16 protein-coding genes and 1 tRNA gene are annotated in these 14226 nt (G+C 67.5%); 16 read left to right on the top strand and 1 reads right to left on the bottom strand.

Annotated elements, in window-relative coordinates; translation table 11 throughout:
* Positions 1–23: 23 nt before the first annotated feature.
* From ACFC14_RS00755 to ACFC14_RS00740, 4 genes are all read left to right on the top strand, one after another.
* Complete coding sequence (locus ACFC14_RS00755) at positions 24–1178, top strand: cystathionine gamma-synthase (protein WP_376100584.1); 1155 nt, start codon at positions 24–26, stop codon at positions 1176–1178.
* Between the two features lie 104 nt (positions 1179–1282).
* The gene (locus ACFC14_RS00750; protein WP_376100582.1) at positions 1283–2677 is read left to right on the top strand and encodes a multidrug effflux MFS transporter; all 1395 of its coding nucleotides are present in this window, start codon (positions 1283–1285) and stop codon (positions 2675–2677) included.
* Between the two features lie 31 nt (positions 2678–2708).
* Entirely contained in the window at positions 2709–3338 is a 630-nt protein-coding gene (locus ACFC14_RS00745; RefSeq protein WP_376100580.1) for a phosphatase PAP2 family protein, read from the top strand.
* Between the two features lie 28 nt (positions 3339–3366).
* On the top strand, positions 3367–3969 hold the full coding sequence (locus ACFC14_RS00740) for a GNAT family N-acetyltransferase (protein ID WP_376100578.1): 603 nt from the start codon (positions 3367–3369) through the stop codon (positions 3967–3969).
* A 184-nt stretch (positions 3970–4153) separates the two neighbouring features.
* Here the strand turns inward: ACFC14_RS00740 and ACFC14_RS00735 are convergent.
* Positions 4154–4241: transfer RNA gene (locus ACFC14_RS00735), tRNA-Ser, on the bottom strand.
* A gap of 195 nt (positions 4242–4436) precedes the next feature.
* On the opposite strand from ACFC14_RS00735, the gene mpaB (ACFC14_RS00730) reads away from it, so the two are divergent.
* The 12 genes from mpaB (ACFC14_RS00730) to ACFC14_RS00675 all read left to right on the top strand — a co-directional run bounded on the left by mpaB (ACFC14_RS00730) (position 4437) and on the right by ACFC14_RS00675 (position 14182).
* Positions 4437–5495, top strand: coding sequence for a daptide biosynthesis RiPP recognition protein (mpaB, locus tag ACFC14_RS00730; protein WP_376100576.1), 1059 nt, complete (start codon positions 4437–4439; stop codon positions 5493–5495).
* Positions 5492–6544, top strand: coding sequence for a daptide biosynthesis RiPP recognition protein (mpaB, locus tag ACFC14_RS00725; RefSeq protein WP_376100574.1), 1053 nt, complete (start codon positions 5492–5494; stop codon positions 6542–6544). The genes mpaB (ACFC14_RS00730) and mpaB (ACFC14_RS00725) overlap by 4 nt, the downstream gene beginning before the upstream one ends.
* On the top strand, positions 6541–7800 hold the full coding sequence (gene mpaD / locus ACFC14_RS00720; protein ID WP_376100572.1) for a daptide-type RiPP biosynthesis aminotransferase: 1260 nt from the start codon (positions 6541–6543) through the stop codon (positions 7798–7800). Before mpaB (ACFC14_RS00725) ends, mpaD begins: the two co-directional genes overlap by 4 nt.
* Positions 7797–8987 carry a daptide-type RiPP biosynthesis dehydogenase gene (gene mpaC / locus ACFC14_RS00715; RefSeq protein WP_376100570.1) on the top strand — a complete coding sequence of 397 codons (1191 nt, stop codon included), beginning with the start codon at positions 7797–7799 and terminating at the stop codon, positions 8985–8987. The genes mpaD and mpaC overlap by 4 nt, the downstream gene beginning before the upstream one ends.
* Positions 8988–8999: 12 nt before the next feature.
* The gene (mpaA1, locus tag ACFC14_RS00710; protein WP_258131035.1) at positions 9000–9122 is read left to right on the top strand and encodes an MpaA1 family daptide-type RiPP; all 123 of its coding nucleotides are present in this window, start codon (positions 9000–9002) and stop codon (positions 9120–9122) included.
* 41 nt (positions 9123–9163) lie between these two features.
* Positions 9164–9289 carry an MpaA2 family daptide-type RiPP gene (mpaA2, locus tag ACFC14_RS00705; RefSeq protein WP_258131036.1) on the top strand — a complete coding sequence of 42 codons (126 nt, stop codon included), beginning with the start codon at positions 9164–9166 and terminating at the stop codon, positions 9287–9289.
* A gap of 35 nt (positions 9290–9324) precedes the next feature.
* Positions 9325–9444, top strand: coding sequence for an MpaA3 family daptide-type RiPP (gene mpaA3, locus ACFC14_RS00700; RefSeq protein WP_308737017.1), 120 nt, complete (start codon positions 9325–9327; stop codon positions 9442–9444).
* A gap of 106 nt (positions 9445–9550) precedes the next feature.
* On the top strand, positions 9551–10336 hold the full coding sequence (mpaM, locus tag ACFC14_RS00695) for a daptide-type RiPP biosynthesis methyltransferase (protein WP_376100567.1): 786 nt from the start codon (positions 9551–9553) through the stop codon (positions 10334–10336).
* Complete coding sequence (gene mpaP, locus ACFC14_RS00690) at positions 10317–11996, top strand: daptide biosynthesis intramembrane metalloprotease (RefSeq protein WP_376100565.1); 1680 nt, start codon at positions 10317–10319, stop codon at positions 11994–11996. Before mpaM ends, mpaP begins: the two co-directional genes overlap by 20 nt.
* Positions 11997–12009: 13 nt before the next feature.
* On the top strand, positions 12010–12726 hold the full coding sequence (locus ACFC14_RS00685; protein WP_376100563.1) for an ATP-binding cassette domain-containing protein: 717 nt from the start codon (positions 12010–12012) through the stop codon (positions 12724–12726).
* A complete protein-coding gene (locus tag ACFC14_RS00680) occupies positions 12723–13451 on the top strand; it encodes an ABC transporter permease (protein WP_136040750.1) in 729 nt (242 codons plus the stop codon). The genes ACFC14_RS00685 and ACFC14_RS00680 overlap by 4 nt, the downstream gene beginning before the upstream one ends.
* Before the next feature lie 65 nt (positions 13452–13516).
* A complete protein-coding gene (locus ACFC14_RS00675) occupies positions 13517–14182 on the top strand; it encodes a hypothetical protein (RefSeq protein ID WP_376100561.1) in 666 nt (221 codons plus the stop codon).
* The last annotated feature ends 44 nt before the right edge of the window (positions 14183–14226 follow it).

Below are 14226 nucleotides of genomic sequence, written 5' to 3'. Positions count from 1 at the left end.
GAGGGCGGTCGTAGGCTGAGGGCATGTCCGACCACGCCTTCGCCACCCGCGCCATCCATGCAGGACAAGCTCCCGATCCGACGACGGGGGCGATCATCCCGCCGATCTACCAGTCCTCCACGCACGTGCAGGATGGGATCGGCGGCTTCCGCGAGGGCTACGAGTACAACCGCGCCGGCAACCCCACCCGGTCGTCGCTCGAGACGCAGCTCGCCGCGCTCGAAGGCGGTGCGGGCGCCCTCTCATTCGCCTCGGGCCTCGCTGCCGAGGATGCGCTGCTGCGCGGCATCCTGAAGCCCGGCGACCACGTGCTGCTTGGCAACGACGTGTACGGCGGGACCTACCGACTGCTCACCAAGGTGCTGGCGCCGTGGGGCATCGACACGACGACGGTCGAGCTCTCGGACGCGGACGTGCTCCGCGCGGCGATCCGCCCCGAGACGAAGATCGTGTGGCTGGAGACGCCGAGCAACCCGCTGCTGAAGGTCGTCGACATCGCGCTCATCGCCGAGATCGCACACGGTTCCGGCGCGATCGTGGTCGTGGACAACACCTTCGCCTCGCCCGCGCTGCAGCAGCCGCTCGCGCTCGGGGCCGACCTCGTCGTGCACTCCACGACGAAATATCTTGGCGGACACTCCGACGTGCTCGGCGGCGCCGTCGTGTTCGGCGACGACCGCTTCTTCGAGCAGGTGAAGTTCCAGCAGTTCGCCGTGGGTGCGGTGTCCGCGCCCCTGGACGCCTGGCTGACCACGCGCGGCATCAAGACGCTCGCATTGCGGATGCGGCAGCACTCCGAGAACGCGCAGGCGATCGCGGAGTGGGCGGCCGCGCGCCCCGAGTTCGCGCAGGTGTACTACCCCGGACTCGCCTCGCACCCCGGTCACGAGATCGCCGCGAAGCAGATGAGCCGCTTCGGCGGGATGCTCTCGCTCGGGCTCGCCGCGGGTGCCGACGCCGCGCGGGCCTTCGCCGAGAGCACCTCCCTGTTCCAGCTGGCCGAGTCGCTGGGTGGCGTGGAATCCCTCATCGGGTATCCGCCGGACATGACGCACGCGTCGGTGCGCGGCACCGAGCTCGCCGTGCCCGAGAACGTCGTACGCCTTTCCGTGGGCATCGAGGACATCGGCGACCTGATCGCCGACCTCGAGCAGGGGCTGGAGCGCATCGCGCGCTGAGCTCCCCTCCGGGCGATCGCGGGGCGAGGCCGGGGCGGCGGTAGCATGGGTTCTTCCCCTGGCGAATCGATTCGACCACGCACCCCGAACTCTGGAAGGACGTCGTGTCCGACGCTCCCCGCACTGACTCCATCCCCACCGCGCGACCCGATGCACCGGAGACCGCCCCGGCCGTAGAACCCGAGCGCACCGCCACCGGCAGTATCCGCACCTCCACCGCCACCGGCGCCATCCGCACCCTCGGCGCGAACCCGGCGACGGCACCCATCATGCTCCACCCGGGGGACGCGATCCCTCTCGGTCGCCGGACGCTCTACATCATCCTGCTCGGCGCGCTCACGGCGCTCGGGCCGTTCACGATCGACCTCTACCTCCCGGCCTTCCCGGTGCTGGAAGAGGACTTCCAGACCACGGCCGCGGCGATCCAGCTGACCCTCACCGGCACGATGATCGGCTTCGCCCTCGGGCAGCTCGTCGTCGGCCCGCTCAGCGACAAGGTCGGCCGCCGGGTGCCGCTGATCGCGGTCACCGCCCTGCATGTTCTGGCCAGCGTCGGAGCGGCCTTCGCTCCGGACCTCGGCCTGCTCAGCGCCGCACGTGTGCTCATGGGCGTGGGAGCAGCCGCCGGTGGCGTCGTGGCCATGGCCATCGTGCGCGACCTTTTCGGCGGCCGCCGCCTGGTCGTGATGCTCTCGCGTCTCGCGCTGGTGTCGGGCGTCGCCCCGGTCATCGCGCCGCTCATCGGCTCGTGGCTCCTCACCCTCATGCCCTGGCGGGGGATCTTCGTGGTCCTCGCCGCGTACGGCATCGTCATGCTGGCCTCGGCGATCCTGTTCATCCCCGAGACGCTGCCCGTCGCCCGCCGGCAGGACCGCGGGGGCGCGACCATGCTGCAGCGCTACCGCTCGGTGCTCACGGACCGGGTGTTCCTCGGTGTGCTGGTGATCGGAGGCATGACCTTCTCGGGCCTGTTCTCGTACCTCTCCGCATCCCCGTTCCTGTTCCAGGTGACGCACGGGCTCGATGCCCAGCAGTACGGTCTGCTGTTCGCCGTGAACTCGCTCGGCGTGGTCGCCGGCGTGCAGACCGCGTCTCGGCTGGCGGCACGTTTCGGACCGCAGTGGGTCATGGCGTACTCCACCGGGGTGCTGCTGCTCGCGGGAGTCGCGATCGTCGTCACCGATCAGCTCGGTCTCGGGCTCTGGGGAACGGTCATCCCGCTCTTCGTGTTCATGACCGCCTGCGGCTTCACGTTCCCCAACGTGCAGGTGCTCGCGTTGGACCGTCACGGGAAGGCGGCCGGCACAGCGGCCTCCATCATCGGCGCGACGAACTTCGGCGTCGCCGGGCTCATCTCCCCGGTCGTCGGATGGTTGTCCCACGACGCCGGGATCACCGCGACCACCATGGCGTCGGTCATGGTCGGCTGCGCCGTCATCGGCATCCTCTCGCTCTGGTTCGTCGTGCGACCGCGGACCGTAGGGATGCTCAATCCCTGATCGGCACGGCGTCGTCCCGCAGAATGGGACGATGGACAGACGGATGCTGCTGTGGTGGGGAGTGGGCCTGCTCGCCCTCGCGACGGCCCTCGGTGCCGTGGTGGTGTTCGTCTATCCCGAGACGCCCGGCTTCGACCACTGGTGGAACGAGATGGTCGCGGGTATCCGGGGCGACTGGCTGCTGCAGTTCGCGCTGGTCATGGACTGGATCGGCGGGGGCTGGGTGGCGATCCTCGGGGTGCCGCTGCTGTCGATCCTCGTGCTCGTGCTCGCGCGACGTTGGCGTAGTGCGGTGTTCGCGGCCGTGTGCTTCGCCGCGAGCGCCGGCGCCGTGCAGCTGCTGAAGCAGCTCTTCGGGAGAGCGCGGCCCGAGGACATGCTGGTGGTGAGCGACTACGGCTCCTTCCCGTCGGGTCACACCGCGAATGCCGCGACGATCGCCCTTGTGATCTGGGTGCTGTTCCCGCGCGTGTGGACGGCGATCCTCGGCGCACTGTGGGTGCTCGCGATGGCGCTCTCGCGCACCTTCTTGTCGGTGCACTGGGCCACCGACACACTCGGCGGTGCCCTCGTCGGCGCCGGCGTGGTGCTCGTGCTGGCGGCCTGGCTGCTGCCGTGGGTGCAGCAGAAGAAGTCCGAGGTCGACGCGCCGATAGGCTGATTCCGACCGTTCAGTCAGAGGAGCCTTCGTGTCGCGCATCCGTCCCTACCGCCCCACCGATCGTGCCGCGCTGTACGACATCTGCGTGAAGACCGCCGATGCGGGAGGCGATGCGACCGGCATCCTCCCCGACGACTCGCTGTGGGGCGACCTGTTCGCCGTTCCCTATGCCGAACGGCACCCTGACCTCGCCTGGGTAGTGGAGAGCGACGACGAGCGCACCATCGGCTACATCGTGGCGACGGATGACACCGACGTGTTCTACGCCTGGTTCCGGGACGAGTGGTGGCCCACGCTGCAGGAGCGCTACCCGCGGCCGGCGGAGCCCACGACCCGCGAGGACCGCATGGTCGAGTACGGGTACGAGCGCGCTCCCGGCATCGAGCCGAACGCCGCGGAGTACCCCGCGCACCTCCACATCGATCTGCTGCCGGAGACGCAGGGGCAGGGGCTCGGGCGTGGGCTCATGGAGACCCTGTTCGCCGAGCTCACCCGCCGCGGGGTGAGCGGCCTGCACCTGGGGATCGACCCGAGCAACGCCGGAGCGGCCGCGTTCTACGAGCGGCTCGGGATGACACGGCTGCCCGCGGCGCCCGGCGGGCAGATCTACGGCGTGCGCTTCGACGGCTGAGGCGGATCCCCGGTACTCGAGAGAAACGCAAGAAGGGCCTCCGCTGGTGCGGAGACCCTTCTTGCGTTTCTGGCGGTGACGGCGGGACTCCGGTGCTCGCTGCGCTCGCTCCTCCCCGAATCCCCAGTACTCGATAGAAACGCAAGAAGGGCCCCCGCTGGCGCGGAGACCCTTCTTGCGTTTCTGGCGGTGACGGCGGGATTCGAACCCGCGGTTGCTTGCACAACACACGCTTTCCAAGCGTGCTCCTTCGGCCGCTCGGACACGTCACCAGGAACAACCTGTCCATCCTATCCGATCGGGGGAGGGCGGCGTGACAGGGTCGTCGCGCTCAGCGATGGCCGCTTCCGACGGGCCTGTGGACGGAATATTGCATGTCACACGTCGCGTGTATAACCTCAGATGACGGCAGATCATCTTCAAACGGGATTCGTGCTTCTGGGGGAAACATGCAAGACAGCTCGACCATGGCGTCACGGCCCGGCCACCGCACGGCGACCGCTTTCGAGCAGTACGTCACCGGAAGGCGAGGGATCGTCGAGGGTGCGGTGTTCTTTCTCGAAACCGGAGACCACCTCGACGAAGTGCTTCGTGTGGCAGAGCCCTGCGACGTCGTGATCGCCCCCGCCGCCGCCCTCGCCCCACCTGCTGATCCCCGGACCATCGGATACGACGGTTCTTACATGGAGCCTGGCGACGAGATCACCCTTGACGGACGACACACCTTCGAGCTGCAGGACTACATCGCCCTCCCGTTCCTCTCCGTCGTCGGACCGACCGTCGTCCGGCAGCGCTCCGCAGCAGGCATCGCCGCCTTCCTCAGCGATGCCGATACGGCGTGGGAGTCCGGAGCCTTCGTCGGGCAGCTCCTGAGTGCCGACGTGCAGTTGGATTCCCGGGACTCCTTTCTCGCGGCTGACTCCGTCGGCGATTCTCTTGTACGAATCCATGTCACGCGTCGGGGTGAGTATCGAGACGGACCCGATGGGCTGCTCCTCGGGAAGGTGGGGGAGGAACGGGCCGACGTCGAGTCGGAAGCAGCGTCGAGGGAGGGGCGCGGCCGATCATTCGCCGGGATCGTCGACCCGCGTGTCCTCGAGGCGGACCTCGACGACCGCCCGTGGTTCGAGCGCTATCTGGCGGCTCTCGACCTGCTGCGACTCTGGGGCAGCGCGCCCGAGCGCCCCGCCATTTCCGGCTTCGGTGGCCACCTTGTCGCGGCGCTCGACGAGGGCGGGTCGTACCCCGCGGCACTGTCGGCACGCGCACCCTTCCTCGTCACGGGGGACGGCGATGAATACGTCCTGGTCGATCGGATCAACCGCAGACGCTTACGTCTCACCGTCGATTCCGCGAGGGCGGCCGAATGTCTGATCGCCACGTCTGACGAGTCGGAGGCCGCGGCACTGCTTGCGATCGAACTCGGGAGCCGGGTGAGCAGTGTGACTCCGTTGGTGCGCGAGCTACGAGACAGATTCGCCGCGGCGGGGCTCGACGTCACGGCGATGCGGCGGGATGGAGCATGACGCGGGACGAGGCGGCAGGCGTGGAGAGGGACGCCGTCGGAGCCCGGGCGCTGCGGGAGTGGATCACCGGATCGCGTGAACAGTACCCGCGGGTCTTTCTCGTCGAGAGCGGAGCTTCGGCGCGGAGCCTGAACACGGTGGCGGGCAAGGGCGACGTCGTTCTGTTGCCGGCGGACAGCGAGCCATATGCGGGGCCCGCCACGGCTGTCCATTACGGCGGAGCGCTTCATGATGTCGGTGATGAACTGTTCTTCGGCGAACGCGGAGTCGAGCTCCAGGACTATGTCGCTGCCGACTACGTGCAGATCGTCGGACCCACTGCAGTGTGCTTTTTCGACATGTCGAGTTGGCGTGCCTTCCTCGACGATGCTGAGCTCGCCCGCCAGACGGGCGTCTTTCCCTCAGCGTTGATCGACCCCAGGATTCTCTTCGCGAACCGCGCAGCGCTCGCCGACCCCGGTGCAATCGAGGCTCCGAGTGCCATCCGAGTGAGTCCCGATGGCAGCGCCAGCATCGGTGTTCGAGGGCCCGTCATCGGCCACGTCGACGACCTGCACCGCCTGCTCGCGGTCCCGCTTCCCCATGTTGCTGTGTGGGAAGACATCGCACCCAGGGAGATATTCCTCGCTGATCTCGCGAGTCGGAGATGGATCGGTCGATACCTCAACGCGACGGATCTCATGAAGATGCTCCGGCTCGCCAACGGTGCGGCGAGGATCGCGGGGTTCGGCTGGTCGCTGATCGACGATGCGCTCGACGATGCCGAACCGCGGACAAGCGATCCATTCTTGCTCGAGACGACAGAAGGCTTCCTGTTGGCCGACCCCACCACGCTGAGGCGCCAGCTGCTGTCACCACTGACAGCCATGGTGGTCGCGGTCGTGCAGACTTCGAGCGCCCCTCAGCTCGCGGCGGAGCGCGTGGCGCGGCAGCTCGGCATTCCCGTGCCGGAGGCGGGATCCCTGTGCGGTGAGGCCCTTGCGGCTCTCGGCATACATTTCGGCAGCCGCGCTGCCTCCGTACGACGCACCACGGGAGTCGACGCATGACCGACCCGCACGCGCTGTGGACCTCGATGCTCCCGGCAGACGCGACCTTCACGAGTGACCGGATCGCCGTCGGCGCGGCCGGAAATCGAATCGAGTTCGCAGACGGCTCGACACGGCTCTGCGCGACGAGTGGGCTATGGAACGCTCCGCTCGGCTTCGGCAACCCCGCGGTCGCCGAAGCAGTGAGCAGGGCGACACATGATGCCTCGTACCTCTCCCTGTTCAGAGCGCCGCACAGGTACGCGGAAGTCGCGGCGGAGGCTCTCGTCGAACTGGCGAACCCGAGCAGGTACGGCCGTGTCATCTTCTCCACATCGGGCGGAGCAGCGAATGATGCGGCCGTGAAGCTGACACGGCAGTACTGGGCACAGAAGGGGGCCGGATCCCGCTCGCTCGTCGTCGGTCTGAAGGGCAGCTATCACGGCACCATGTACGGCAGTCACGCGCTGAGCGGCGATGACCTCCTCCAAGCGGTGTATTCGGTGGACCGCAGGTCAGTGCGGCACGTCTCGCACAGCGACGACGGGGAAGAGCTGGCGACATTGCTCTCACGCGAAGGCTCGCGGGTGGCCTCGGTGGTCGTCGAGCCCGTCCTCGGCAGCGGGGCGTACGCGCTCTCCGCTGCCTTCGTGTCCCGTCTTCTCGCTCTCCGAGAGGAGTACGGGTTCCTGATCGTGGCCGATGAGGTCGCGACAGGATTCGGCCGCACCGGGACGATGTTCGCCACTGACCGCTGGGCCGCCGCACCCGACGTCCTCATTCTCTCCAAAGCGCTGACGAACGGCGCGATGGGCGCCGCCGCACTCCTCATCGGGCACCGAGTGGCCTCCGAGTTCGTCCGAGGAGGCTGGACGTTCGTTCACGGCGAGACGCAGGCGGGCACACCCGCGTGCGCGGCGGCCATCGTCGCCGTCATCGAAGAACTGCACCGCATCGACGTGGAATCGGTGACCACGTCACTGGCCGACGACTTGTCGCAGCTCACGACGCGGTTGGTGTCGGACGGTGTCGTCGACCGGGTCGCGGGACGCGGCTGCTTCCTTGGACTGGAACTCCACGACCGAGACGGGAATCCGCTGTCCGGCCCCGAGGTTCTCCGCGTCGTCTCCGCAATCGCGGAGAAAGGCGTCGTGGTGCAGCCGGGGCCGAGCTGCATCGAACTGATTCCCGCGTATGGGTTCACCGCTGCCGAACTCATCGAGATGGATACGGCGGTGCGTGCGGGTGTCGTGCAGGCGTGGGAGCTCTCCGCATGACCCGGGAATCTGCCGAGCGCATTCCCACGCTGTGGCACGGGACAGGGCTGGCGCGCGAGAGGGTGGAATCCCTCACGGCAGGGCGCGAGACTCTCGTGATCGCGGATTCGGCCGTCACCGTTCCCCTGCTGGACGACTACGGCGCGCGGATGATCGCCGTCGACGCACTCGCGGTGGATGTCACGACGGTGACGGACATCGCACGCGAGATCGTTCGTCGTCCTCCCCGAGTCATCGTGGCGGTCGGCGGGGGTAGCATTCTCGATGCGAGCAAGATCGCGGCCCTGGCGCTCGCCCCCGGACGGGTGTTCGATTACGCCGTCGGGCATGCATCGAGGTCAGCGCTGACCTTCTTGCCCGATTCGCCGCCGCCCGTGGAGATCGTGGCGGTGCCGACGACGCTCGGCACCTCGTCGGAGACGAACAGCGTCGGCATCCTCAAGAACGAAGGAGGCTACCGGCTCATCGTCGGGCGCTCTCTGAGACCGCGTCACGCGATCATCGATCCCTCCAACCTGATCACCCTCTCGCACGCCGCAGTCAGGGAAGGGGCGATGGAGGCGTTCCTGCGTCTGGCGGGCGCGTCGACGAGTTCTCGACGAAGCGCCAGGGCGAACGGCGACGCCGTCGCCCTCGGCAGGGCGCTCCTCGAAACGGCCGCTCGCGACTCGGCGTCCGCCGCGGGGAGGCTGCGTCTCGCTCGCTTGAGCGCAGCCACGCAGCGCACGGCGGCACTGCGCGGCGGCGACCCCTACAGCGCGCGCCACTGGTACCTCGCGAACGAGGTCGCCTTCCTGCTCGAGGTGCGCAAGATGGTCGCCACGGCCGCGGTCATCGCTGCGATCTGGCGTCGGATCTGCTCGGGAGACGCGAGGTGGGGCGATCGGGAGAGCCTTGAGGACTTCTGGACGAGGATCGCAGGCGGGGTGGCACTGCCCCTCCATCCACCCGCCGGCATCGCTGCGCTCATCGACCGCTGGGGGATCCCGTGTCCACGGCAGCCGAGCGCTCACGATATCGGCCGTATCTCCGCTGCCACAGAACGAGCATGGGGAAATCACCACCCGATGCTTTCAGGTCTCGTCGCACAGGACTTCTGCGACGTGCTCCGCGATTCCTGCTGGAGCCCTCAGCCGGTCGGCAACGCGTGCCGACCATCGACATTCGCATCGGAGGAGGTGAATTGAATGAACCACAGCATGGAAAAGCAGATCCACTTCCAAGAGCTGGAGGAGATGGATGCCCCCGACTGGGAGAGCTTCTACAGGGGCGTCGGAAGCGCTCTGATACTCATCGGGATCGGCGCGGCCGCTGCCACGTGATCTCATCGGCCGGATCAATCGACAAGAGAAGGGAAGTCAGCATGCAAGCCACAACCCCGAAGCTCGAGTTCACCGAACTCGAGGCTATGGAAGCACTGAACGACGCTGATGACTACATGCGGGGCTTCGCCGTTGGCGTGATCATCGGAATCCTCGCGCTGACGTAGGAGTCGCATTCGCATGTCGACCCAGGAGGTATGAATTGCAGACGAAGTCGCTGGAGTTCCAGGAACTCGAACAGATCGACTCGCCACTCGAATGGTGGGAGCACGCGAGCTACATCATCGCCATCATCGGCGGTGCGGCCGCGATCGCGACCTGACCGAGGGGTGCGGGCGCATCGCGCGCCCGCACCCCATTGCTCCCCGCTGAAAGGCGATTGTTGAATGTCAGGTTTCATCACCGAAGCCATGTCGGCGCGACTGGAGATGGTCGGCGCCGTCCCCCAGGAGCAGGACCTGTACGCGGGCACCGGCACCGACTTCTACGAGCGGCTGGTCGGTTCCGATCGCGCAGAGATTCGAGAAGTGCTAGCGCTTGCAAGAGACACCGCCGGTCCGATCCTCGATGTCGCGGCTGGCAGCGGAAGGCTGACGATCCCGCTGGTGAGATCCGGTAATCGAGTCACCGCCGTCGACCTCTCGGACGACATGCTCGCCCATCTTCGTCGTGCCCTGCCGGACCAGTCGGCATGGGAGTGCGTCGTCGCGGACATGCGCGACTTCTCCCTGGGACGTCGATACGGGCTCGTCATCATCGGCGCGACATCCATCACGTTGCTCGACCGCGTGGGGAGATCGCTTCTCTACGCGAACGTGCAGCGTCACCTCGCGCCCGGAGGGGTGTTCGCCTTCACGGTCGCCGCAGGGGCGTCTGCGCACAGCCTTGCCGTGCCGAGGGAGCAAGAGATCAGGGTCCCCGGTGCAGGCCAAGACGAGATCTATCTCTTCTCGCAGCAGGTGGAACCGGACGGCGCGGCGCGGGTGGTCAACTGGGTCCGTGCCTCGGACCTGACAGACGGGGGAGAAGTCACCGTTCTCACGAGCAGATTGCAGCTTCTCAGCCACGAAGTCCTCTCGAGAGAGCTCGTCGAAGCCGGTTTCGACGAGCCCGCTGTATCTCCCGTTCGAACGCACCTCGGCGCGGAGATCCTCCTTCTCAAGACTTCGTGGCCGGCAACCCCGGGGCCGGCGGATGGCGATGTTTCCGACTAGCTCGCTTCGGGGGCGGAAGAGATCCACGCCGACTCCGCTCACTGCAAATGCGTGTCCGCTTCTGTCGTCCGGAGTCACGTTCGTGGGAGCCGACGATGAACCGATGGCGATAGCGGTGCTGCACGGCGTGCCTTCATCCCGGGTCTCGCCGCCGGTCATCGCCCTGCTGTCGGCGATGGACGGCACGACCTCGCTGCAGGATCTGCACCTGCGCTTCGCCGCATCCGAGTCGTCGGAGGCTTTCCTGGAGCTGGTCGAGCGTTTTCGCGCCACGGGGCTGCTCGAGGGCGAAACGAAGCTGCCGCCCGGTCGGCTGACCTATCGGCCTCCGTTCACGCTGCAGATCGCAACGCTTCGCGCGGCCGCCATCTTCGGTCGAGTGGACCGTTTGATCGCGCCCCTCTCACGCCGGGTGATCCTGGTATCCGTTGCCACCCTGCTCTGCCTGGGGTTCGTGGCCGCCATCCTTCAGGCGAGAGAGCTGCTGAATGTCGTCACCACGCCCTTACCCTTGGTGGCGATCGTGGTTCTCGTCGCCGTGCTCGCTTGCCTCACCCTGCTCCATGAGAGCGCCCACGGCCTCACACTCACGCGCTACGGTGGCAGGCCCCGGCGCGCTGGCGTCATGCTCTTCTACCTCGCTCCCGCCTTTTTCGTCGATGTGACGGATGGCTGGCGCCTGGCTCGCCGCCGGCAGCGCGTGGACGTGGCGCTTGCCGGACCGGCCGTACACGCTGTGGTCGCCGCGATCGCACTCACGGCGGCACTGGTGGCTCCGCAACCGGTCGTCCGCGAGACCCTGCAGATCCTCGGTCTCTCCTGCACGGCCATCGTTCTCGTCAATCTGATCCCGTTCGTGCGGTTCGACGGGTATATCGCGCTCATGAGTGCGCTGGACGAGCCGAACCTCAGGAATCGGACGATTCGCGACGGAGCGAACTTCCTGACCCGCCTCCTCTTCGGCGGACGACGCATGAGCAAGAGCGTGAACACGTGGTGGAGCGTGCCGTTCGGCCTCGCGAGCCTCATCGCACCGATCGTGCTGGTGCTGTTCGCCGTCACACGCGCGGTCCGATCGCTGGCCGCGGGCGGACCGATTCTCGGGATGTTCGTGGTGGCGCTGGAAGCCGTCGTCGTGCTCGTCGGGATGGGGCTTTTGTGGAGGGCCCTGCACCGGGTGCTCCGGTCGGGCAGGTCGCGGCTGCGGTTCACCTCGGTCTGCGCCGCGCTGGGCGTGAGCATGGTGATCGCCGGAGCCTTGATCTCCGTTCCGATGACCGCCACATTCGGCTTCTCCACAGAAGGCGGCCGAGTGGTCCTTGTCCACGCGAATGGGCAAACGCCGGTGAAGGTACGCGACGGGACCCCTATCGTGCTCTTGAGCAGCGGCATCCTCGGGAGCCGGCCGGTCGGTGAAGGAACGGCAAGACCGCAGCGACCCGAAGCGACGAGGGTGCCGCTCGATGCTCTGGTCCCTGCAACGGCGGAGGGCGTGTCCGTCGCGGCAGTGTCCTTCGCCGAAGTGGATATATCCGACAGAAGCGGGAGTCCTCCCGAGGCCGGGCAGGCGAGGGTCGAGCTCGGCACGTCGAGTCTGTGGGAGTTCCTCTGGGTCACCGGCGTGATTCAGCCGCTGTCGGCCCACCCGAGCGAGAAGTAGGAAGAGGATCAAGATGAACGATCATGCAATCGAAGTCCGAGCACTCACGAAGCGATACGGGAAGCGGACGGCCGTCGAAGCGCTGTCTTTCGCCGTGCCGCGCGGTTCCATCGTCGGTCTGCTCGGGCCCAACGGCGCGGGCAAGTCGACGACTCTGCGCAGCATCGTGGGCCTGCTCGCGCCGACCAGCGGCGACAGCCTCATCGATGGTGCGCCGTTCACCTCACTCGACAACCCCGCATCGCACGTCGGCGTCCACATGGACGGGTTCGGGTTCGAGCTGGGTATCACCGCGAGAAGGCATCTGGAGATATCCCGAGTCGCGGCCGGCGCACCACCCGACCGGGTCGACGAGGTGCTGGAGGTGGTCGGACTCGCAGCAGATGCGCGTCGCCGCGTCAAGACCTATTCGACGGGGATGGCCCAGCGGCTCGGACTCGCTGCTGCTCTCATCGGTTCGCCCCGGACTCTCATCCTGGACGAGCCGGCGAACGGGCTGGACCCCGACGGCATCCGGTGGCTCCGGCGGTTCCTCCGCGGCTTCGCGGACAGCGGCGGCACCGTCTTGATCGCCAGTCATCAACTGCCCGAACTGCAACAGGTCGTGGATGAGGTCGTCGTCATCAAGCGGCGCGCGCTGTACGCCGGACGGCTCGGCGACCTCGTGACGAGTGACGGCGACTCGCTCGAGAGCAAGTACTTCGACCTCGTCGAAGGAGCACCCGCATGAGAAGCGCCATTCGAAGCGAAGTGCTCCGTGCCACGAGCGGACTCTCTATTCTGCCGGTGTACTTCATAGCGATCCTCATGCCTCTGTTCGTGCTCTTCTCCGACGGCTCCCGCTTCGATCTAGCCGGCCTCGATGCCGGTGCGGCGACCGTCCGGCTCCTGGAGCCGCTCGCCTGGTCTGCCGTCGCTGCGGCGTTCGTCGGGGCATACGGTGTCACCCGTGAGTACTACTACGGCTCGATGGACCGGACACTCACCGGAGTCGGCTTCCGTCGAGTGTTCACCGGGAAGCTCGTGGCCGGTGCCCTCGTCGCCGTCGCACTGTCTTCTTGCATCATGGTGCTGTGGACCGTGGGCGTTCATTTCGTCCTGATCCAAGACGGACTGGTGCTCGCGCTCACGACGGATGCCTGGCGCATGTACGCAGGCGCTCTGTTGGGGGCGGTGCTCGGCGCGCTCGTGGGAGGCGCCATCGGCTGGATCACCCGTAACTACTACGTGACTGCGGCACTCGTGCTCGCCGTTCCGATGGCGGTCGAGTTCGCGCTGCTGCGCAACGCGCCCGAGGTGGCGAGGTTCTCGCCCGGGCTGGCTCTCGCCGCGCTGAGCGTCCCCGGATACCAGGACCGACTGCTCGAGTTCGTGCCTGCCCTCGGCGTCGCGCTCGCATGGACTCTCGGCCTCGTCGCACTCGCATGGCACCGACGGCGAAGGGCGGTCGCGTGATCCGGCGGGCTCTCCGAGCACAGGCCCGCAGCTTCAGGTCTGACGTCGTCCTCCTCTGGAGCGCGGTGGCGGCGATCGTGGTGTCGCTCTCCCTTGCGACGACCATCCCGCCGGAGTTCGCGGACGCCCCTGCTGATGCTCGTGAGGCGCTCATCGCGCCCTTCGCGGCCGTGCTCGCGACCTATGGATCAGTTCTCGCAGCTGTCTACGGCTCGTTCCGATACACCGTCGACCGGCGAGATGGTGTCATCGCGCAGCGGCTGATGCTGCAGCCTCGCTGGGCGATCCTCCTCGTCCGGCTGCCCACTTCCGCCCTGGGTGGGGCGGTCGTCGCGCTCGCGGGCGTCGTCGGGGGTCACGTTGCGCTCACGATCGCCATGGGCGGCATCCCGGTGCAGTGGTCATCGGTCGGGACCGCCGTCGCGCTCGGTGCTGTCGCCGGCCTCTGGGGTCTGGGGCTGGGGATCGTCATCCAGGCCCATCTGGTGGCGCTGTTCGTCGCCTCCATGTCCATGGCGGTGGCGTTGCTGGTCGCGCCGTTCTGGAGCGTCGGCGCTGCCTACTTCCCGCTGCTCGCGATGCTCGAGGCGTTTCAGTTCGACCTCGTCACCGTGGGACTGGCACCGGAAGACGCCCTCGACACCTCCCTGGCCGTGCTGGTGGGAGCAGGGTGGGTGGTGGTGGCGCTCGCGGCCGGTGCCGTCGCGTTCCTGAAGCGCGACGTGAAGTAGCGGCTCTGAGCGAGTTCCACCCACCGCCTATCCCCGACGTAGGA

This window comes from Microbacterium sp. NPDC055988 (assembly GCF_042269505.1).
Classification (GTDB): Bacteria; Actinomycetota; Actinomycetes; order Actinomycetales; family Microbacteriaceae; genus Microbacterium.
This window is presented reverse-complemented; position numbering and strand designations above follow the sequence as displayed.